Annotated in this window: 17 protein-coding genes; 6 read left to right on the top strand and 11 right to left on the bottom strand. The window is 70.8% G+C overall.

The features are described from left to right. The 5 genes from ABD292_RS10030 to ABD292_RS10050 are packed head-to-tail and all read right to left on the bottom strand — an operon-like array spanning position 1 to position 3,380. Complete coding sequence (locus ABD292_RS10030) at positions 1-846, bottom strand: TatD family hydrolase (RefSeq protein WP_344206799.1); 846 nt, start codon at positions 844-846, stop codon at positions 1-3. After that, the gene (locus ABD292_RS10035; RefSeq protein WP_344206800.1) at positions 847-1,353 is read right to left on the bottom strand and encodes an EboA domain-containing protein; all 507 of its coding nucleotides are present in this window, start codon (positions 1,351-1,353) and stop codon (positions 847-849) included. Further along, positions 1,298-2,164 carry a sugar phosphate isomerase/epimerase family protein gene (locus ABD292_RS10040; protein ID WP_344206802.1) on the bottom strand — a complete coding sequence of 289 codons (867 nt, stop codon included), beginning with the start codon at positions 2,162-2,164 and terminating at the stop codon, positions 1,298-1,300. Before ABD292_RS10040 ends, ABD292_RS10035 begins: the two co-directional genes overlap by 56 nt. Next, positions 2,161-3,078, bottom strand: coding sequence for an SCO3242 family prenyltransferase (locus tag ABD292_RS10045; RefSeq protein WP_344206803.1), 918 nt, complete (start codon positions 3,076-3,078; stop codon positions 2,161-2,163). Before ABD292_RS10045 ends, ABD292_RS10040 begins: the two co-directional genes overlap by 4 nt. Further along, positions 3,075-3,380, bottom strand: a complete 306-nt coding sequence (locus tag ABD292_RS10050) for an inositol-3-phosphate synthase (protein ID WP_344206804.1) — start codon at positions 3,378-3,380, stop codon at positions 3,075-3,077. Before ABD292_RS10050 ends, ABD292_RS10045 begins: the two co-directional genes overlap by 4 nt. A 268-nt stretch (positions 3,381-3,648) precedes the next feature. Between ABD292_RS10050 and ABD292_RS10055 the strand changes: the two genes are divergently transcribed. The 6 genes from ABD292_RS10055 to ABD292_RS10080 all read left to right on the top strand — a co-directional run bounded on the left by ABD292_RS10055 (position 3,649) and on the right by ABD292_RS10080 (position 12,822). Then, entirely contained in the window at positions 3,649-5,091 is a 1,443-nt protein-coding gene (locus ABD292_RS10055) for a sugar ABC transporter ATP-binding protein (RefSeq protein ID WP_344206805.1), read from the top strand. A 1-nt stretch (position 5,092) separates the two neighbouring features. Next, positions 5,093-6,106 (top strand): ABC transporter permease, encoded by a 1,014-nt coding sequence (locus ABD292_RS10060; protein ID WP_344206806.1) that lies wholly within the window; start codon positions 5,093-5,095, stop codon positions 6,104-6,106. After that, on the top strand, positions 6,103-7,053 hold the full coding sequence (locus tag ABD292_RS10065; protein ID WP_344206807.1) for an ABC transporter permease: 951 nt from the start codon (positions 6,103-6,105) through the stop codon (positions 7,051-7,053). Before ABD292_RS10060 ends, ABD292_RS10065 begins: the two co-directional genes overlap by 4 nt. Continuing rightward, positions 7,040-8,236, top strand: a complete 1,197-nt coding sequence (locus ABD292_RS10070) for an ABC transporter substrate-binding protein (RefSeq protein WP_344206808.1) — start codon at positions 7,040-7,042, stop codon at positions 8,234-8,236. Before ABD292_RS10065 ends, ABD292_RS10070 begins: the two co-directional genes overlap by 14 nt. Positions 8,237-8,269: 33 nt before the next feature. Next, on the top strand, positions 8,270-9,103 hold the full coding sequence (locus ABD292_RS10075; RefSeq protein ID WP_344206809.1) for a sugar phosphate isomerase/epimerase family protein: 834 nt from the start codon (positions 8,270-8,272) through the stop codon (positions 9,101-9,103). Between the two features lie 248 nt (positions 9,104-9,351). Continuing rightward, the gene (locus tag ABD292_RS10080) at positions 9,352-12,822 is read left to right on the top strand and encodes a ThuA domain-containing protein (protein WP_344206810.1); all 3,471 of its coding nucleotides are present in this window, start codon (positions 9,352-9,354) and stop codon (positions 12,820-12,822) included. Between the two features lie 66 nt (positions 12,823-12,888). Here ABD292_RS10080 and ABD292_RS10085 read toward each other — a convergent pair whose 3' ends face one another. Genes ABD292_RS10085 through ABD292_RS10110 form a run of 6 tightly spaced genes read right to left on the bottom strand, consistent with a single transcriptional unit; the run spans position 12,889 to position 18,197 of the window. Continuing rightward, positions 12,889-14,121, bottom strand: coding sequence for a cytochrome P450 family protein (locus ABD292_RS10085; protein WP_344206811.1), 1,233 nt, complete (start codon positions 14,119-14,121; stop codon positions 12,889-12,891). Continuing rightward, positions 14,025-15,350, bottom strand: coding sequence for a cytochrome P450 family protein (locus ABD292_RS10090; protein WP_344206812.1), 1,326 nt, complete (start codon positions 15,348-15,350; stop codon positions 14,025-14,027). Before ABD292_RS10090 ends, ABD292_RS10085 begins: the two co-directional genes overlap by 97 nt. Then, entirely contained in the window at positions 15,347-15,925 is a 579-nt protein-coding gene (locus ABD292_RS10095; protein ID WP_344206813.1) for a GTP-binding protein, read from the bottom strand. Before ABD292_RS10095 ends, ABD292_RS10090 begins: the two co-directional genes overlap by 4 nt. Further along, the gene (locus tag ABD292_RS10100) at positions 15,906-16,256 is read right to left on the bottom strand and encodes a DUF742 domain-containing protein (RefSeq protein ID WP_344206814.1); all 351 of its coding nucleotides are present in this window, start codon (positions 16,254-16,256) and stop codon (positions 15,906-15,908) included. The genes ABD292_RS10095 and ABD292_RS10100 overlap by 20 nt, the downstream gene beginning before the upstream one ends. After that, positions 16,253-16,705 (bottom strand): roadblock/LC7 domain-containing protein, encoded by a 453-nt coding sequence (locus tag ABD292_RS10105; protein WP_329591430.1) that lies wholly within the window; start codon positions 16,703-16,705, stop codon positions 16,253-16,255. Before ABD292_RS10105 ends, ABD292_RS10100 begins: the two co-directional genes overlap by 4 nt. A gap of 7 nt (positions 16,706-16,712) precedes the next feature. Further along, positions 16,713-18,197, bottom strand: a complete 1,485-nt coding sequence (locus ABD292_RS10110; RefSeq protein WP_344206815.1) for an ATP-binding protein — start codon at positions 18,195-18,197, stop codon at positions 16,713-16,715. Positions 18,198-18,424 lie beyond the last annotated feature (227 nt).

An 18,424-nucleotide genomic window follows, 5' to 3' on the forward strand; every position in this document is an offset into this window, starting at 1 on the left:
TCAGCCTCGCTTGATCGTGTTGCCGGCGTGGTCGGGCCCGACGTGCGGGTCCGGATCGAGGTCGAGGCGGCCGCTCTGCCCGTAGAAGGCGACCGGATTGCGCCACAGCACCCGATCCACCTCGTCCTCGCCGAAGCCGGTCGCGAGCATGACGTCGGCCACCTCGCGCGTCTTGAGCGGGTCGCTCCGGCCCCAGTCGGCGGCCGAGTTCACCAGCACCCTGTCCGTGCCGTACTCCTTGAGCAGGGCCACCATCCGGTCCGGGTCCATCTTGGTGTCGGGGTAGATCGAGAACCCCATCCAGCAGCCCGAGTCCGCCACCATGCCGACGGTCACCTCGTTGAGGTGGTCGATGAGCACCCGTTCGGGGGGTGTCCCGGAGTCCCGGACCACGTGGAGGGTGCGGCGGACGCCCGCCGCCTTGTCCCGGTGCGGAGTGTGCACGAGCACCGGGAGATCGGCCTCCCGCGCGAGGGCGAGCTGCGCCTCGAAGGCCCGTTCCTCCTCCGCCGTCATCGAGTCGTAGCCGACCTCGCCGACCGCGACGACGGAGTCCTTCAGCAGGTATCGCGGCAACTCGGCCAGCACCCCCGCGCACCGCGGATCGTTCGCCTCCTTCGGGTTGAGCGCGAGCGCGCAGTGGTGGTGGATGCCGTACTGCGCGGCGCGGTACGGCTCCCAGCCGAGCAGCGCGTCGAAGTAGTCGAGGAAACTGCCCACGTTGGTACGGGGCTGCCCCAGCCAGAAGGCGGGTTCGACGACGGCCCGGACCCCCGCGGCGTGCATGCGCTGATAGTCGTCGGTGGTCCGGGAGGTCATGTGGATGTGGGGGTCGAAGATGCGCATTCAGATCCTCTCCTGGACGTCGTCCGGGACGGGCCGGCCGGCCGCCCGCAGCTCCGCCGCGTAGTCCGACAGCATCCGGGCCAGCTCGGCGTCGAAGCGGCGATCCAGCTCGGCGACCGCCGCCAGGGGGATCGACATGAAGACGCACTTGAGCACCCCATGACGGAAGGAGTGGTCGTCCAGCCACGCCGCGCCGTATGGCCCGAGGGCCGCGGCGACCAGCCGGGCGTCATTGGTACGCAGCGCGTCCTCCACCAGCCCGACCGCCGTCCCTTCCGCGTCGAGCTCGTGCAGGACGGTCAGGATCGCCAGCCGTTCGCCGCTGTCGCCGGCCTCGTACAGGCTGCGGATCGTCGCGTGGTCGCCGTGCAGCGCGCCGAGCAGCGCGCGCCGCGCACCTGGGCCGCCCCGCCGTCCGGCCTGCGGGAAGAGCCGGTGGATCGCGTGGGGGTCAGCCTCGACCTGCCGGACGGCCTGTGCCAGCCACTCCTGTGCCGGCTCCTTCATGTGCCCTCCTCAGGAACTCGATCGAGCGGCGGGCGACCTGCGGGGCCGCGTGGCTGTGCCGGGCCAGCTCCACGGCCACCAGGCCCGAGTAGCCGCGCAGCGCGGCGAGCACCGGTGGGAAGTCGATCTCGCCCTCGCCGAACTCCAGGTGCTCGTGGACTCCCCGGCGCATGTCCTCGATCTGCACGTGCACGGTGTACGGCAGCGCCCGGCGCACGCAGGTGACGAGGTCGTCCGGCTCCACGCAGTGGGAGTGGCCGATGTCGAGGGTGAGACCGAACCGGGCATGGGCGCCGAGCATCGCCCGCAGCCGCTCGAAGCCGTCCAGGCCGGCGACGAGCATCTCGGGTTCGGGTTCGAATCCCAGCGTGACGCCGACCCGGTCGGCCTCGTCGAGCAGCCGTGCGCACTGGCGGGCCAGCCGCGTGTACGCCTCCGCCTCCGTGATGCCGTCGGGCCGGACCCCGCTCCACAGGTGCACCACGGGAGCGCCCAGATCGGCGGCGACTCGCATCGCGGTGGTCAGGAACTCCACTCTGCGTCCGGCGTCGTCGCTGATCAGGGTCGGATGGTGTTCGCGCAGGGGATCGAGGGTGTAACGCCCGCCCGTCTCCACGACGACGTCGAGGCCGAGGCGTGCGAGGAGCCCGGCGATCCGTGACACCTCCGCGGCCAGGCCGGGGGAGTGGGGGTCGAGATGGCCGTGGTCGAGCGTGATCGCCGCACCGGCGTACCCCAGGTCGGCCAGAACCGTGAGCGCCTCGGGAAGCCGGTGGTCGGCGAAGCCGTTGGTGCAGTAGGCCCACTTCATGAGGTCGCCATCCGGTTTGAGAGCCACTTTCCCAAGGGCAGCGAGCACAGCAGCGCGCCCGCCGTCGCGAACCGCCCGCCGCCGGCGATCGCCGCCGCCTGGAGCGGGATCAGGCCGAGGATGCCGAGGCGGACGGCCTGCCGTACGTGCTCGGGCTCGGGACGGGTCCGCAACCCGGCCTGGACCGGGAGGGTGAAGGCGAGATAGCCGGCGATGAGGACGCCCGCTCCGGCCCGGGCGGCGGCCCGGTCATGCGCGCAGGCGGCGGCCCGGTCGCGCACGCAGGCGGCCGTCCGGTCATGCGCGCAGGAAGCGGCCCGGTCACGCGCGCAGGCGGCGGCCGCGAGCCCGGCCGCCGCGGCGCTCGCCACGAGCGCGCGCTCGGCGGTGCCGCGTGCCGCCCCCGTGACCTCGGCCCGGCCCAGGACGCTGATCCCGTAGGTGTGCGCGCCTATCGCCAGGGCCGCGGGCACGGCGGCCCCGGCCTGCTCGCCCGCGCCGAGAAGCACGTCGAGCACGCGGCAGGCCGCCATCGACGCCGGTCCCGCCGCCGTGCGTTTGAGACCCAGGTCGTAGGCCCACACCGCGCCGGCCAGCAGTCCGGCGACGGTGAGACCGCGCCGGCCGCCGGCGAGGGCGGCGCTGGCGAGGCCCGCGCCGGTCAGGGCGGCCGCGAGCCCGAGCGCGGCGCCGGGGCGGACCCGGCCCGACGGGATCGGGCGCTCGGGACGTTCGGCGGCGTCCGTCTCACGGTCGGCCCAGTCGTTGAGCGCCATCCCCGACCAGTACATGAGCACGGACGCCAGGGCCAGGCCGGGCGCCGGACGCCGCCCCGCGGCGGCGGCCCCCGCCATGGTGTCCCCCGGCACCGACAGCGCGGCCGGTGCGCGGACCAGTTCGAGCAGCGCCCTCATGACAGCTCCTCGGCGAAGGCGCGCAGACGGGCGTACGGCACACGCTGCCGGGCGGCGAGTTCCGCCGGGGCGACCCCCGCTCTGCCCAGTTGCTCGGCGCGCTTGCGTAAGGAGGTCTCGGTGATGTCATGGCCGCCGAAGACCAGGCCGCCCGGCGGAGCCAGGTCACCGGGAAAGCCGGGGGCTTCGCTCACGCATCCTTGCGAGGTCGCGGCCCCCGCCCTGACGGCCGAGGCGCCCACGATGGCAGTGGTCGCCACGGATCCTCGCGCCCCGATCAGCCACACACCGAGCTTGTTCATGAAAGCTCCATCGTGTCGGGACCACCTCCGCATGCGGTAGGCATCCGGCAGGTAAGTCTCCGTGATGGTAAGAGCTATTTTCGCCGATGGTCAACTATAAGTAGGCCCATTTTCCATCGTTCCGCCGCTTATGGGCATCGATCCCTGGTCCACTTATGTCGTATTGGTCACGGCTTTTGCTTGACCATCGATATAAGCCCGCTTAGCATCCCGCAGTGTGCGGCCCTCAGGCCGCCCTCACGGCGCGACAGGCGGGGAGGTGGGCGGGATGCTGAGCATGCGCGGCATCGGCAAGGGCTTCCTTGGCGTGCGGGTGCTGTCCGGAGTAGACCTGGACGTGGCGGCCGGCGAGGTCCACGCCGTCGTCGGCGAGAACGGCGCCGGCAAGTCCACCCTCATGAAGATCATCTGCGGGGTGCACGCGCCTGACGAGGGCACGATCGAGATCGACGGCCGGCGCGTCTCCTTCGGCCATCCGGTCGACGCGCAGCGCTCCGGCATCGCGATCATCTACCAGGAGTTCAACCTGCTGCCCGAGCGCTCCGTCGCCGAGAACGTCTTCCTCGGGCGCGAGCCCGTCAGACGCGGCCTGGTCGACCGGGCGGCGATGGAGCAGGCGACCGCGCGGCTCCTCGACGAGCTCGGCGAGGACCCCTTCGGCCCCCGTGACGCCGTCAAGCGCCTGTCGGTGGCCCAGCAGCAGATCGTCGAGATCGTCAAGGCGTTGTCGGTGAGCGCCCGGCTCGTGGTCATGGACGAGCCCAGCGCGGCGCTCGCCGAGCACGAGGTCGAGCTGCTCCACCGGCTGATCGGGCGGTTGAGGGAACGCGGCGTCGCCGTCGTGTACATCTCCCACCGATTACGCGAGGTGTTCGACCTCGCCGACCGGGTCACGGTGCTCAAGGACGGCTCGCGCGTCGCCACACTCCCGATCGGCGAGGTGACCCCCGACGAGCTGATCCGCCTGATGGTGGGCCGCGACCTCGGCACCTACTTCCCGCCCCGCTCGAACGGCGCCGGCGAGGTACGGCTCAGCCTGCGCGGAGCGGGCAACCACAAGCTCCGCGACATCGATCTGGAGCTGCGGGCAGGGGAGATCGTCGGCATCGCGGGCCTGCAGGGGTCCGGCAGAACAGAGCTCGCCAAAGCCATCTTCGGCGCGGAACCCTTCACCACGGGAGAGATGACCCCCTCGCGCCCCCGCTCGGTCCGCGAAGGCGTGGCCATGGGCATCGGACTGGTGACCGAGGACCGCAAGGTCGAAGGGCTCGCCCTGCGCCAGTCCGTACGCGACAACGCCCTGCTCGCCGCCCGCGCGGCGGGCGTCCGCGAGGGCCGCGACGGCCTCCGCGCCCTGCTCGAACGGGTACGCCTCTCGCCTCCGCGTCAGGAACAGGAGGTCCGCTACCTGTCCGGAGGCAACCAGCAGAAGGTCGTGCTCGCCAAATGGATGACCATGGCGCCGCGCGTGCTGCTGTTCGACGAACCGACCCGGGGCGTCGACGTCGGGGCCAAGGCCGCCATCCACGACCTGATGCGCGAACTCGCGAACGACGGCATGGCCATCATGATGATCTCTTCGGAGCTGCCCGAGCTCATCGGCATGAGCGATCGCGTCGTCGTCCTGCGCGACGGCCGCGTCGCGGGCACGCTGCCGGCCGGGGCCTCCGAGGAGGCCGTCATGCGCCTGGCCGCCGGAGAGGTGGCCTGAGATGAACGTGCCCGTGCGCGCCCGCCGTCCCGCCCGCTCGGGCGCGGCGCACGGCGGCCTGGCGGCGCGGCTGCGCGAACCCACGCAGGTGGTGTTCCTCGCGCTGCTCGGCCTGGTCGCGGTCGGCTGCGTCCTCGTCGCGCTCGACGGCGGTCAGTTCCTCACCTTGGAGAGCGTCGTCGGGATCCAGCAGCGTTCGGCGGCCCTCGGCATCGTGGCGATCGGGCAGACGCTGGTGATCCTGGCCGGGTCGCTCGACCTGTCGGTGGCGTACCTGATCAGCCTGGCCTCACTGGTCGCGGCGGAGACCATGGCGGGCCGGGACGGGAACATCCTGCCGGCGGTCGCCGCGGTGCTGGCCGTCAGCACGCTGGTGGGGCTGGCCAACGGGCTGATCATCACCAGGCTCCGGGTCCACGCCTTCATCGCCACGCTCGGCGTCGCCCTCATCGTCAAAGGCGTCGTGGACCACCTGTACGACGGCCCTGCGGGCAAGGTGCCCGAGTCGTTCCAGCTCCTCGGCTACTCCCGGATCGGGCCGATCCCCGTCTCCGCCATGCTCTGGGCGGGCGTGGCCGTCGCGGCCTGGTTCCTGCTGAGCAGGACCCGGCTGGGCTACCGGATCTACGCGGTGGGCGGGAGCGAGGAGGTCGCCCGGCTGTCCGGGATCCGCACGGGCCGGGTCGTCGTGATCACCCACGTGCTCTGCTCCGTCTGCGCCGGCATCGCGGGCCTGCTGCTGGCCGCCAGGCTCGGGGCGGGGGCGCCCACGGTGGGCACCGACGGCGGCTACGACCTGGAGTCCATCGCCGCGGTCGTGCTCGGCGGGACCGCGCTGGCCGGAGGCAAGGGCGGCGTCGCGGGAACCGTGGGCGGGGTCCTGCTGCTGGCCGTCCTGGACACCATCTTCAACCAGCTCGAGGTCAACTCCTTCGTCAAGGACGTGGTCCGCGGCGTGGTCATCGTCATCGCGGTGGCCGTCTACGCGCGGCGTGGAACAAGGCGGCCGGCATGAAACGGGCACTCCCCATCGTCGTGGTCCTCGTGGCGCTGCTGGCCGCGATCGCGGTCGCCAACCCCTTCTTCCTGGAGCCCGCCGGGTTCCTGGGGTTCCTCAAACGGGCCGCGCCGCTGGTGATCCTCGCCGCGGGACAGTATTTCGTCATCGTCTCCGGCGAGTTCGACCTGTCGGTCGGCTCGCTGGTGACGGCCGAAGTGGTGATCGCCGCGCGGCTCATCGACGGCGACGAGTCCGCCACGTGGCCGGTCCTCGCCCTGCTGATCGTCGTCGGGCTGCTCGCCGGGCTGGTCAACGGCGTGGTCACCACCAAGCTGCGGGTGCCGTCGTTCATCGTGACGCTCGGCATGCTGCTCGTTCTCAGCGGGGCGGTCTTCCTCTGGACCGGCGGCGCGCCGCGTGGCGCGCTGTCGGAGGGCTTCCGGGTGTTCGGCCGCGGCGGCCTCGGGCCGCTGCCGTGGTCGGTGCTGATCCTGCTGGCCGTGGGCGCGGCGGCGATCTGGCTCATGCGTACGGATTTCGGCAGGACCCTCATCGCCGTCGGCGACAACGAGCGGGCCGCGGCGCTGTCCGGGGTCCGGGTCGACCGGGCCAAGATCTTCGCCTTCATGCTCTCCGGTCTGGCCGCCGCCGTCGCGGCCGTCCTGCTCGGCGGTTTCGCCGGGGTGTCGGCACAGGCGGGCCAGGGACTCGAGTTCTCGGCAATCACCGCGGTCGTCCTCGGCGGCGTGGCGCTCGGCGGCGGGCGCGGCTCGGTGCCGGCCGCCCTGGCCGGCGCCTTCACGCTGGAGGCGCTGTTCACCCTGCTCAACCTGTACGGAATTTCGGGGGCGCTGGAGTTCACCGTGCAGGGCGTCATCATCATCGCCGCGGTCGCGGCGGGAGCCGTCCGGCTTCCCTGGAAGTTCACCCCCCGAAGAGGAGACGCACATGCCGCGTCATAAGGCCGCGATCGCGGTGTTGTCCGCGCTCGTTCTCGCCGGCTGCACCACCGACAAACCGGCGTCCACGACCCAGTCCGCGGCGCCCGCCACGAGCGCTCAGGGCTCGGGCACGGGCGAGCAGTCCAAGTTCTTCGTGCAGGCGGACTTCGACGCCCAGCTGGCCATGCGCTCCGAGACCCCGCAGGGCCCCTCCGGCAAGCCGTGGGAGCAGGCCATCGCCCCGCAGATGACCGACACCGCCAAGTACAAGAAGGACGGGCCGTACCACCTGTGCTTCTCCAACGCCGCGGTCAACAACCCCTGGCGGCAGGTCGGGTGGAAGACGATGCAGGCAGAGGTCGGCCTGCACAAGGAGATCGGGAAGTTCACGGCGCTCGACGCCGAGGGCAAGGACGACAAGCAGATCTCCGACATCGCCGAGCTGCAGGCCAAGGGGTGCGACGCGCTGATCGTCTCGCCGAACACCACGGCCACGCTCACTCCCGCCGTGACGGCCGCCTGCGGGAAGGTGCCCGTCATCGTGTTCGACCGGGGGGTGGAGACGGACTGCCCGGTGACGTTCATCAAGCCGATCGGCGGCTACGCCTTCGGCGCCGATGCCGCCGAGTTCCTGGTCGAGAAGGTGCCGGCGGGCGGGAAGGTGCTGGCGCTGCGCATCCTGCCCGGCGTGGACGTGCTGGAGACCCGCTGGTCGGCGGCGAAGGTGGTCTTCGACAGGAGCCGGCTCCAGGTGGTGGGGGTGGAGTTCACCGACGGCGACGCCGCCAAGACCAAGAGCATCGTCAGTGACTACCTCCAGCGGTACGGCAAGATCGACGGCGTCTGGATGGACTCGGGCGCCACGGCGGTGGCGGCGATCGAGGCGTTCGAGGACGCGGGCGTGCCGGTGCCGCCGATCAACGGCGAGGACCAGCAGGACTTCCTGCAGAAGTGGAAGGACGCGGGCCTCACCGCCGTGGCCCCCACGTACCCGACCTATCAGTGGCGCACCCCGATCATCGCCGCGCTGAAGATCCTCAAGGGCGAGGAGGTGCCCAAGCTCTGGAACCTGCCGCAGCCCAAGGTCACCGGCGAGAACCTGTCGACCTACATCAAGCCCAACATGCCGCCGCTGCACTACGCGCTGTGCGGTTGTGAGGACCTGCCCGGATTCCCGGAGACCTGGGGCGGGAAGAAGAGCTGACCCGATCCCGCACCGGCGACGAAGAGGGACGCCATGTTCTCCATCGGAGTGAACACCTGGGTCTGGGTCTCCCCGCTGACCGACGCCGAGCTGACGCGGCTCGCCCCCCGCATCGCCGGGTGGGGCTTCGACGTCGTCGAGCTGCCCGTCGAGCGGCCCGGCGACTGGGACCCGGGCCGGGCCGCGGCGGTGCTGGCCGAGCACGGGCTGGCCGCGTCCGTGGTGCTGGTCATGCCGCCGGGGCGCGAGCTCGTGACAGCCTCCCCGCGGACCGTCCGCGACACCCAGGACTATCTGCGGCACTGCGTCGACGTGGCGGTGACCGTCGGCTCGCCGGTGATCGGGGGGCCGGCGTACGCCTCGGTCGGCCGCACCTGGCGGCTGTCGCCGGACGAGCGCCGCAGCGTCTACGCGGAGCTGCGGGAGAACCTGCGGCCCGTCCTGGACCACGCGGGCGAGCGCGGGGTGAAGCTCGCGGTCGAGCCGCTCAACCGGTATGAGACCAGCCTCGTCAACACGGTCGAGCAGGCCCTCGACGCGCTGCCCGAGGACTGCCACCTGGCGCTCGACACCTACCACATGAACATCGAGGAGAAGGACCCCGCCGAGGCGGTGCGGGTCGCGGCGGACCGGATCGCGCACGTGCAGGTGTGCGGCACCGATCGCGGCACGCCGGGGGCCGACCGCTTCGACTGGCCCGGCTTCACCGGGGCGCTGCGCGACGTCGGCTACCAAGGGCCGCTGGTCATCGAGTCGTTCACCGCCCACAACCAGACCATCGCCACGGCGGCCTCCGTCTGGCGGCCCCTCGCGCGAAGCCAGGACGGGCTCGCCGTGGACGGCCTCGCCTACCTGCGCACCCTCTGATCGAGGCTTGAAAGTTTCATACTTATCTCAATGCTTCTTCTTGTCTCGCTGGCTACCGGTGGGGGCGGCGTGGATTCGGCAATGTCGCCTTCACCTGGAGATATCTGGTGAACGAAGCGAGTTCTCGGCTCAGTGGAAGCGGAAAGGCGGTCGTCAATTCGCTCGATAAGCATGCTTGACGCCCGTATTTAGTCCGACCTATTTTCGTGGCGACTCGATTTGGGTGGGCCACTCCCAGGAGATCCTTCATGCGAACATCACGCCTGCTCCCCGCCCTCGCCGCGGTCCTGTTAGGGCTGTGGCTGTCCGCGGTGCCGCTGGTGGCGCACGCGGCCGCTCCGCAGTTCAAGGTGCTGCTGTTCACCAAGACCGCGAGCGGCGCCTACCGGCACGACTCCATCCCCGCCGGCATCGCGATGTTCCAGCAGCTGGCGGCCGACAACAACTTCCAGCTCGACCAGAGCGAGGACTCCGCCGTCTTCACGACCGCGACCCTGAACACCTACGACGCGGTGATCATGTTGCAGACCAGCGGCATGGTCTGGGACAACGACGCCCAGCGTCAGGCATTCCAGGCGTACGTGCGCAGCGGCCACGGCGTCGTCGCGATCCACAACGCCACCGACATGAACATCGAGACGCAGTTCCCCTGGTGGGACCAGGTAGCCCTGGCCGGCGCGCACATGACCGCGCACTCGTCGATCCTCCAGGGCACCGCCAAGGTGGCCGACAAGGTTCACCCCTCCACGAAGGGGCTGCCGGATCGCTGGGTGCGCACCGAGGAGTGGTACAACTTCGACAAGAACATGCGCGGCTCGGTGCACGTGCTGGTGACCGCGGACGAGACCACCTATGACGCGGGGCCGAACAAGATGGGCGCCGACCACCCGATCTCCTGGTGCCACAACCCGGAGGGCGGCCGGTTGTGGGCCACCGCGATGGGCCACCAGGCGTCCTCCTACTCGGAGTCGTCGTTCAAGCAGCACCTGCTGGGCGGGGTGCAGTGGGCGGCGGGCGCGGCCCCGGGCGACTGCGGCGGCACCGTCGCGGGCCGGTTCCAGAAGGTCACCCTCGACGCCGCGCCGGACCAGCCGATGGAGCTGGACGTGGCCGGTGACGGCAGGGTCTTCTACATCTCGCGCTCGGGCAAGGTGAACCTGATCCCCGCGGGCGGCGGGGGCACGCGCGTCATCGCCACCCTGTCGGTGTACGACGGCGGCGAGGACGGCGGCGTCGGGCTGGCGCTGGACCCGAACTTCGCCACCAACGGCTGGATCTACGTCAACTATTCGCCGTCCAACGGCGGTGAGGTGAACCGGGTGTCGAGGTTCACCTTCAACGGCACCAGCCTCGACCTGGCGAGCGAGAAGAAGATCATCGAGGTCCCGGCCTACCGCAACGTCGACGAGCCCGGCCACACCGGCGGCTACCTCGCGTTCGGGCCGGGCGGGAACCTGTACATCGGCCCGGGTGACGACACCAACCCCAACGGGTCCAGCGGCTACGCCCCGATCGACGAGCGGCCGGGCCGGGAGCACTACGACGCCCAGCGGTCCGCGGCCAACACCAACGACCTGCGCGGCAAGATCCTGCGCATCCACCCCGAGGCCGACGGCACCTACACCATCCCGTCCGGCAACCTGTTCGCGCCCGGCACCGCCAAGACGCGGCCGGAGATCTACGCGATGGGCTTCCGCAACGCGTTCCGCTTCTCGGTCGACAAGGTGACGGGCTGGATCTCCGTGGGCGACTACGGCCCCGACGCCGGCGCCGCGAACCCCAACCGCGGTCCCGAGGGCACCGTCGAGTGGAACCTGATCAAGCAGCCGGGCTTCTACGGCTGGCCGTACTGCGTCGGCAACAACATCCCGTTCAACGACTACAACTTCGCCACCAACACCTCCGGCGCGAAGTTCAACTGCTCGGCGCCCGTCAACGACTCGCCCAACAACACCGGCCTGACCAATCTGCCCGCGGCCAAGCCCGCGACCATCTGGTACAACTACCACGCCTCGGCCGAGTTCCCCGAGATCAACTGCTGCGGCGGTGCCGCCCCGATGGGCGGCCCCTTCTACCGCTACGACGCCGCCGGCGGCTCCGACCGCAAGTTCCCCGAGTATTTCGACGGCACGCCGTTCCTCTACGAGTGGAGCCGCAACTTCGTCAAGGAGCTCCGGCTGGACTCCTCGGGCAACCTCCTGAAGATCAACCCCTTCGCGGCGCAGCTCGCCCCGCACGCGCCGATCGACATGAAGTTCGGTCCGGACGGCGCGCTGTACATGGCCGACTGGGGCAACGGCTTCGGCCACGCGAACACCGATGACAGCATCTACCGGATCGACTACGTGGCGGGAAACCGCGCGCCCCTGGCCAAGGCGAGCGCCAACCCCGACTCGGGCGCGGCGCCGCTGACGGTGGCGTTCTCCTCGGCCGGCTCGTCCGACCCCGACGGCGACGCGATCACCTACGCGTGGGACTTCGGCGACGGCGGGACCTCCACCAGCGCCAACCCGTCCCACACCTACAGCGCCAACGGGACCTACACCGCCAAGCTGACCGTACGGGACTCCGGTGGGAAGACGGGCAGCGTCACGTTGTCCATCGCCGTCGGCAACACCCGTCCCAAGGTCGTCTTCTCGGCTCCGCCCGACGGCGGGTTCATCGACTTCGGCGACCAGGTGGCGTACACGGTGAGCGTCACCGACCCCGAGGACGGCGCCGTCGACTGCACCAAGGTCAACGTGATCACGGCGCTCGGCCATGACCAGCACGCCCACGACACCGGCCAGTACACCGGTTGCACCGGCACGGTCACGACCACCGCGTCCGGCCACGACGAGGCCGCCAACGTCTACTACGCCCTGTCCGCCGACTACACCGACAAGGGCGGCCTGAAGGGCAGCGCCGGCGTCACCCTGCAGCCCAAGCACAAGCAGGCCGAGCACTTCACCGGCTCGTCCGGGATCCGGATCGTCGACGAGACGGGTGCCGAGGGCGGCAGGCGCATCGGCGACATCTCCAACAACGACTGGATCTCCTTCAGCCCGGTCAACCTCTCCGGGATCGACACGGTGTCCTTCCGCCTCTCGGCGCCGTCCAGCACCGGGGCGTCCATCGAACTGCGCGCCGACTCGCCGACGGGGACCCTGATCGCCTCCAGTCCCGTCGCGGCGACCGGAGGGTGGAACACCTACGTGTCCCAGCCCGCGGTGCGGGTCACCGACCTCGGAGGCACCCACACCGTCTACGTCGTGTTCAAGGCGCCGTCCGCGAACGCGTTCGACGTGGACTCGTTCACCCTCAACGGCAAGGGCGTCGGGCAGGGTGACGGCTCGTCCTCGGGCAGCGCGCTGCGGGGTGTGGCATCGAACCGGTGCCTCAACGGCGCTTCGCAGACGAACGGCACACAGGTGCAGATCTGGGACTGCAACGGGCAGCCCGGCCAGCAGTGGACGGCGACCGCCGCGGGTGAGCTGCGGGTGTACGGCACCAAGTGCCTCGACGTGAACGGGGGCGGGACGGCGGACGGCACCGCCGTGATCATCTGGGACTGCAACGGCCAGAACAACCAGAAGTGGCGGCTCAACACCGACGGCACGATCACGGCGGTGGGAGCGAACAAGTGCCTGGACGTGTCCGGCGCCGCCACCGCCAACGGCACCAGGGTGCAGATCTGGCCGTGCAACGGCCAGAACAACCAGAAGTGGACTCGCGTCTGAACGCCCTGTGACGTCCGGACCCTGGAGCCGCCCTTCTGCGGCGGCTCCAGGGTCCGGACGACCGTGTCAGCCGCGCGGGCCGTCCCCGAGCAGGAGCGGCAGCGTGCTCCACCCGTGGGCGATGAACGACGGAACGTGCCTCAGCTCGCCCTCGCCCACGGCCAGGGACAGATCGGGGAAGCGGTCGAACAGGGCGGGCAGCGCGGTGAGCGCCTCCTGCCTGGCCAGCGGGGCGCCGATGCAGCGGTGCACGCCGATGCCGAAGGCGAGGTGCTCGTCCTGGGGCCGCGTGGCGTCGAAGCTGCCGGCGTCCTGACCGTGCTGAGCGGGGTCGTGGTTCGCCGACAGATAGGTGGTGAGGATGGCGTCGCCCGCCGCGATCCGCGCGCCGCCGATCTCGATGTCCTCGATGGCGAAGCGCAGGGGCAGGTTCGCGATGGAGGGCGCCCAGCGCAGGGTCTCCTCCACCACCGCCTCCCACGAGATCTCTCCGGCCAGCACCCGCCGGAGCTGCTCGGGATGGGTGAGCAGGGCGTGCACCGCGTTGCCGATCAGGTTGACCGTGGTCTCGTGCCCGGCGGCGATGAGCAGCAGCAGCGTGTCACGCAGCTCGTCGTCGGTGAGCCGGTCGCCCTGGTCGCGGGCCTGGATGAGCTCCGTGGTCAGGTCGTCGCCGGGATGTTCGCGCTTGTACGCGACCAGCGCGGGCAGCACGGTCATGATCCGCTGGAAGTTGGCCGCCGCCGCCTCCGGCGTGGCCGTGGTGTCCATGACCGCTTCCATGATCTGCGCCATCTCGGCCCGCATGTGGTCGGGCACGCCGAACAGCTCGCAGATCACCCGCATCGGCAGCGGATGCGCGTACGCCGCGCGCAGATCGACCGGCTCCCCGGCCGGCGCCGCCGCCATGTCGTCGAGCAGTTCGCCGATGACGCGCTCGATGGTCGGCTGCAGGGCCTTGCTGCGGCGCGCGGTGAAGCTCGGCGCGATGAGCTTGCGCAGCCGCCGGTGGTCCGCGCCGTACGTGCTCAGCATGTTCCGCACGCCGAGCCACGTGGCGATCCACATCCACTCGGGCCGGGAGCCGACCTCCTCCCACAGCCGCCAGTGGCGTTTGTCCTTGCTGACCAGCGGGTTGAGTATGAGCTCCTTGAGCAGCTCGTGCCCGTTGACCGCCCAGGCCGGGATGCCTCCGGGAAGCTCTACGAGGACCAGGGGGCCGAGGTCGCGTAGTCGGCGGGTCTCGCCTGGGAGGTCTGCTCCGAAGGGGTCGAGGACGACGGGTGGTGCGCTGACCAAGGGGATTCTCCTGGTTGGTCTGGACGGATGGGGGTGAAGCGGACGGGCAGGCCGGCCAGCGACCGGATGAAGGGCCCCGGCCGCCATTCCAGCTCCTCGCGCGGCACGGTCAGTTCGAGGTCGCTCAGGTGGGAGGTCAGCCGCTCGATGGCGGTCATCGCGATGAGCGTCGCCGGGTCCGCCGCCGGGCAGCGGTGCGCGCCCGCGCCGAAGCCCAGATAGGCGCCGCCGTCGGAGCGCAGCTCGTCCGGGACGTGCGTGGGCTCGGTGTTGGCCGCCGCGTAGGAGACCAGGACCAGCTCGGCGGGCTGGATCCAGGTGCCGTGGAAGTCCACCGCCCGCGTCGTGAAGTACGGGCCGTAGTTGGCCATCGGGGGCTCGGCGCGCAGCGCCTCCAGCAGCGCGTCGTACGTGCTCAGCGCGCCGTTGGACAGCGAGTTGTAGTAGCGGTCGTCGCTGACCATCCGCGAGATCGTGTTCGAGATGAGGCTGGCCATCGGGTCGAAGCCGGCGGCCAGGGTGACCACGAGCGCCTCCAGCACCTCCTGCCGGCTCAGCCCGACGGGATGGTCGATGAACCACGAGGTGAGGTCGTCGCCGCGGTCGGCGTACTTGGCCTCGATGAGCTCGGTGATGTAGCGGTAGTAGGCTTCGGTGCCGCGCGCCCCGGCCTCGCCGTCGGCCTCCATCATGTCGTACAGGGCCGAGATCAGGGCGGCGCTGTCGGCGTCCGGACGCCCCAGGAGCAGGTTGAAGACCCGCAGCGGGATCGGCCTGGCGAACTCGGTGGCCAGGTCGGCCGACCCGGTCGCGGCGAAGCGGCGGATGAGCGAGTCGGAGACCTCGATCACCATGTCGCGCAGCTTGTGCGGCTGGATCATGCCGTAGCAGTCGGTCATCACCTTGCGGTAGCGGGCGTGATCGGCGCCGTCCGAGTACAGGACGTTGGTGCGGTGGGCGAGCATGCCGAGCGCGGCCGCGGCCCCGGGCGTGTCTGGCAGCCTGACCTGCCACGGGCGCGAGTCCTTGCTCCAGACGCCGCCGGCGTTGGTGAGCACGTCCACCGCGGCCTGGTATCCGATCACCAGGTGGGCCTGGACGCCAGGGGCGATCTCCACGGGCGCGACGGGGCCGTGGCGCTCGCGCAGTCTCGCGTAGACCGCCTGCGGGTCCCGGGTCCACTCGGGGCCGTACAGCTTGCCCGCGTCGGGCAGATAACGCAGGGTCATGACACCATCAGTTCCTTGATGTGCTCCACCAGAGCGATCAGCGAGGCGCGGGCGGAGGCGGGGTCGCGGGCGTCGCACACCAGCAGCGGGGTGCGCGGGTCCAGGTCCAGCGCCTGCCGCAACGCCTCGGCCGGGTATTCGGGCGAGTCGGGGAAGTGGTTGACCGCGACCGCGTACCTGATGCCGGCGTTCTCCACCAGATCCAGCACGGCGAAGCTGTCGTCGATGCGCCGCGTGTCGGCCAGCACGAGCACGCCCAGCGCGCCGCGCGCCAGCTCCTCCCACAGGACCTGGAAGCGCGTCTGGCCAGGAGCCCCGAACAGGTACAGCACCACGCCGGGCAGCGTGAGCCGGCCGAAGTCGATGGCGGTCGTGGTCGTGGTCTTCTCGTTGACGCCGGTGAGGTCGTCGACCAGCGTGCCCGCCTGGGTCAGGACCTCCTCGGTGTTGAGGGGCTTGATCTCCGACAGGGCGCCGACCATGGTCGTCTTGCCCACGCCGAACGGCCCGGCGATGATCAGTTTGACCGGGATGTGGTCGACGCTGATCCGGCTTTCAGAGAGCGCGGAGGCCACTCAGAACCAACTCCAAGATTTCTAGGTCAGGACCGTCCGCGCGGGGCGGATCCCGGGTGAGCAGCGTGCCGGAGGCCGCCAGCCCCGCCACCAGCAGCCGCACCACGCAGTACGGCAGGTCCAGGTGCGCCGCGCACTCGTAGACGGACAGCGGACCCTCCCTCAGGAGGTTCACCAGGTGGACGCCCGGAGGGTCCAGCGCGTCGGCGGCCACCTCGGGAGCGACGTGGACGAGGGTCGTCCGCTCGACGTTGATCTGTTCGGGCACGGCCAGCTTGGCGGCGGCCATGAAGTCGGGGACGACACGCCGGCGCTGTCGTCCGGAGGTCATGCGGGGATTTCCGGTGTCCTGGCCGCGCTGGCGTCGTTGAGCGCCTTGATGAGCTTCTGCACCTGGAGCTGCACCTCGTAGGCGAGAGACCCGACGTTGACGGCACCGGTGGCGGCCACGACGATGGCGGCGCGGTCTCCTGCCGGGGCGATGTAGTAGTAGCCGTTGCCCGCGGAGATGACGATGTCCACCACCTCGCCGTCGGCGCCGTTGCTGAGCCCCTCGCACAGGGCGCGGGCCGCTCCCAGCACCGAGCTCGTCATCGCGGCCGTTCGCTCTCCCGCCTCGACGCTCACGTCGGCGGAACCGCCGAGGATGAGCCCGTCGCGGCTCAGCACCACGCCGCTGGCGACACCGGGCAGCGCCAGGAGCGGCGACAGAACCCAGGACACGTCGAGCGTCAGCGGCCGGCGGCTCGGGCGGGGAGTGGCGGCGGGGGTGTGGTCCATGGAGCGGTCAGTTCCCTTCGGTCGCGTCGTCCTGGTGAGACGGCATTGCTTCGCGGCGGCCCGCTTCGGCGCCCGTCTGGAAGTCACCCCACCGCTTCTGGGCCTCCTCCGGGGTGGTGAGCGGGCCGGCGGCGGCGCTGGACGGAGCGCGCCGCGGCGACTGACGGCGGCGCTGCGGCAACCCGGGAAGACCTTCGGCCCCGGCAGGGCCGGCAGCCGGGCCGGCCGGGACATCGGCCAGTGCGGTCGCGCGCGCGGGCATCGCCGCAACCGACGCGTGCGCCGGTTGCGGCGCCGTCTCGGGCTCCGGCGCACGGCGCTGGTACGGCGGCGCCGCCGCCACGACGGCCCTGACCGGCTCGGGCGCGAGCACGGAGGGGCGGGTGCCCTCGGGCATCTCCACCAGCAGGGCCGCGGGTACGCTCACCACGGCCTGGACGCCGCCGTAGGCGCTCTTCTTCACCGTCACCTGCATGCCGTACTGGGCGACCTGCCGCCCGATGGCCGCCCATCCGGTGTGGGGCGGGCTGCCCAGGTCGACCAGCCGCACGGCGTGCCGGCCGCTCAGCAGCCGGCTGGCCCGCGCGTACTGCTCCTCGTTGAGCCCCACCCCGGCGTCGTCGATGACGATGGCCGCGCCCGTGTTGGTCTCGTGCACGGCGATGGTCACCTTGAGCGTGCCGTGGGAGTGATGGACGGCGTTGGCCAGCAGCTCAGAGGTGACGAACAGGATCGGCTCCGCGGCCCTGGCGGCCACGCCGACGCGGCGGCGCAGGTGGTTGGCCGGCCCCTCGATGCGCTGATCGAAGTTCTCGACCCGCGCGATGGCTCCCACCACGAGGTCCACGAGGTAGGTGTCATCGCGGGACAGGCCCGTCGTGGCGCCGCAGGCGATGCCGGTGGCCTGGGCGCGGCGCACGATGAGCTCGTTGAACATGTCGAGCCCCAGCACCTCGCGCAGCAGCTGGGTGTGCTCGTCGCCGCTGTAGCGCCGCTGCACGGCGGCCAGCAGGTCCTGGGCGCGCAGCGCCTGGGTCTGCACGCGGGCCATCGCGCCCCGGACGACCGCCTGGGCCGCCTCGTCGATGCGGACCGCCTCCTCGCGTACGGCGTTGGAGATCGCGTCGAGCAGGGCGTGGTGCTGGCGGTCGACGTCGGTGCCGGCCAGCGCCGGATTCTGCAGCCCCGGGACGGTCACGTGCGAGGCGCGCAGGTGGGAGACCAGTGCCGGGATGCGGGTGGACAGCAGGTGCTCGGTCTCGACGCGCGTCAGGTCCTGCTGGGCGCGCAGCTCGCGGGCCTCCTCGGCGGCCTCTCTGGCCTGATGCTCGGCCTGCCGCATCCGCTGTTCCCGCTGCGCGTTCTCGCGGGACAGGTGTTCGTACGCGTCCCGGGTCTCGGTCAGCTGCGCACGGGTTCGGACGAGCTCACGGCGTACGCGGTGGCGGTAGATCAGCACGCTTGCGAGGGCGACGGCGACGACGCCTGCCACTATCGCGACGCTGGCAAAATCTGGCGGCATGACAGTCCTGAGCTAGGGGGAAAGAGCGAATCGGCGCCGTTCGATCACCCAGTATTCCGAGGACGTCTAGATAGTCAAACCATCAGGAAAGCCCCGAAAAGCAGCCTAAAGCATGAGTAAAGGGCATTAATCGGTCATATTCCTCGCGATTCAATCACACCCAGTGATCAACCCGCGACGAGAGGGGCTGATTGTGG

The organism is Nonomuraea bangladeshensis, assembly GCF_039529455.1.
In the GTDB taxonomy this organism is placed as follows: Bacteria; Actinomycetota; Actinomycetes; order Streptosporangiales; family Streptosporangiaceae; genus Nonomuraea; species Nonomuraea bangladeshensis.

Excerpts from the sequence above, each read along its gene's own strand:
- ABD292_RS10030 (WP_344206799.1), bottom strand. The coding sequence starts at position 846 with ATGCGCATCTTCGACCCCCACATCCACATGACCTCCCGGACCACCGAC.
- ABD292_RS10035 (WP_344206800.1), bottom strand. The coding sequence starts at position 1,353 with ATGAAGGAGCCGGCACAGGAGTGGCTGGCACAGGCCGTCCGGCAGGTC.
- ABD292_RS10040 (WP_344206802.1), bottom strand. The coding sequence starts at position 2,164 with ATGAAGTGGGCCTACTGCACCAACGGCTTCGCCGACCACCGGCTTCCC.
- ABD292_RS10045 (WP_344206803.1), bottom strand. The coding sequence starts at position 3,078 with ATGAGGGCGCTGCTCGAACTGGTCCGCGCACCGGCCGCGCTGTCGGTG.
- ABD292_RS10050 (WP_344206804.1), bottom strand. The coding sequence starts at position 3,380 with ATGAACAAGCTCGGTGTGTGGCTGATCGGGGCGCGAGGATCCGTGGCG.
- ABD292_RS10055 (WP_344206805.1), top strand. The coding sequence starts at position 3,649 with ATGCTGAGCATGCGCGGCATCGGCAAGGGCTTCCTTGGCGTGCGGGTG.
- ABD292_RS10060 (WP_344206806.1), top strand. The coding sequence starts at position 5,093 with ATGAACGTGCCCGTGCGCGCCCGCCGTCCCGCCCGCTCGGGCGCGGCG.
- ABD292_RS10065 (WP_344206807.1), top strand. The coding sequence starts at position 6,103 with ATGAAACGGGCACTCCCCATCGTCGTGGTCCTCGTGGCGCTGCTGGCC.
- ABD292_RS10070 (WP_344206808.1), top strand. The coding sequence starts at position 7,040 with ATGCCGCGTCATAAGGCCGCGATCGCGGTGTTGTCCGCGCTCGTTCTC.
- ABD292_RS10075 (WP_344206809.1), top strand. The coding sequence starts at position 8,270 with ATGTTCTCCATCGGAGTGAACACCTGGGTCTGGGTCTCCCCGCTGACC.
- ABD292_RS10080 (WP_344206810.1), top strand. The coding sequence starts at position 9,352 with ATGCGAACATCACGCCTGCTCCCCGCCCTCGCCGCGGTCCTGTTAGGG.
- ABD292_RS10090 (WP_344206812.1), bottom strand. The coding sequence starts at position 15,350 with ATGACCCTGCGTTATCTGCCCGACGCGGGCAAGCTGTACGGCCCCGAG.
- ABD292_RS10100 (WP_344206814.1), bottom strand. The coding sequence starts at position 16,256 with ATGACCTCCGGACGACAGCGCCGGCGTGTCGTCCCCGACTTCATGGCC.
- ABD292_RS10105 (WP_329591430.1), bottom strand. The coding sequence starts at position 16,705 with ATGGACCACACCCCCGCCGCCACTCCCCGCCCGAGCCGCCGGCCGCTG.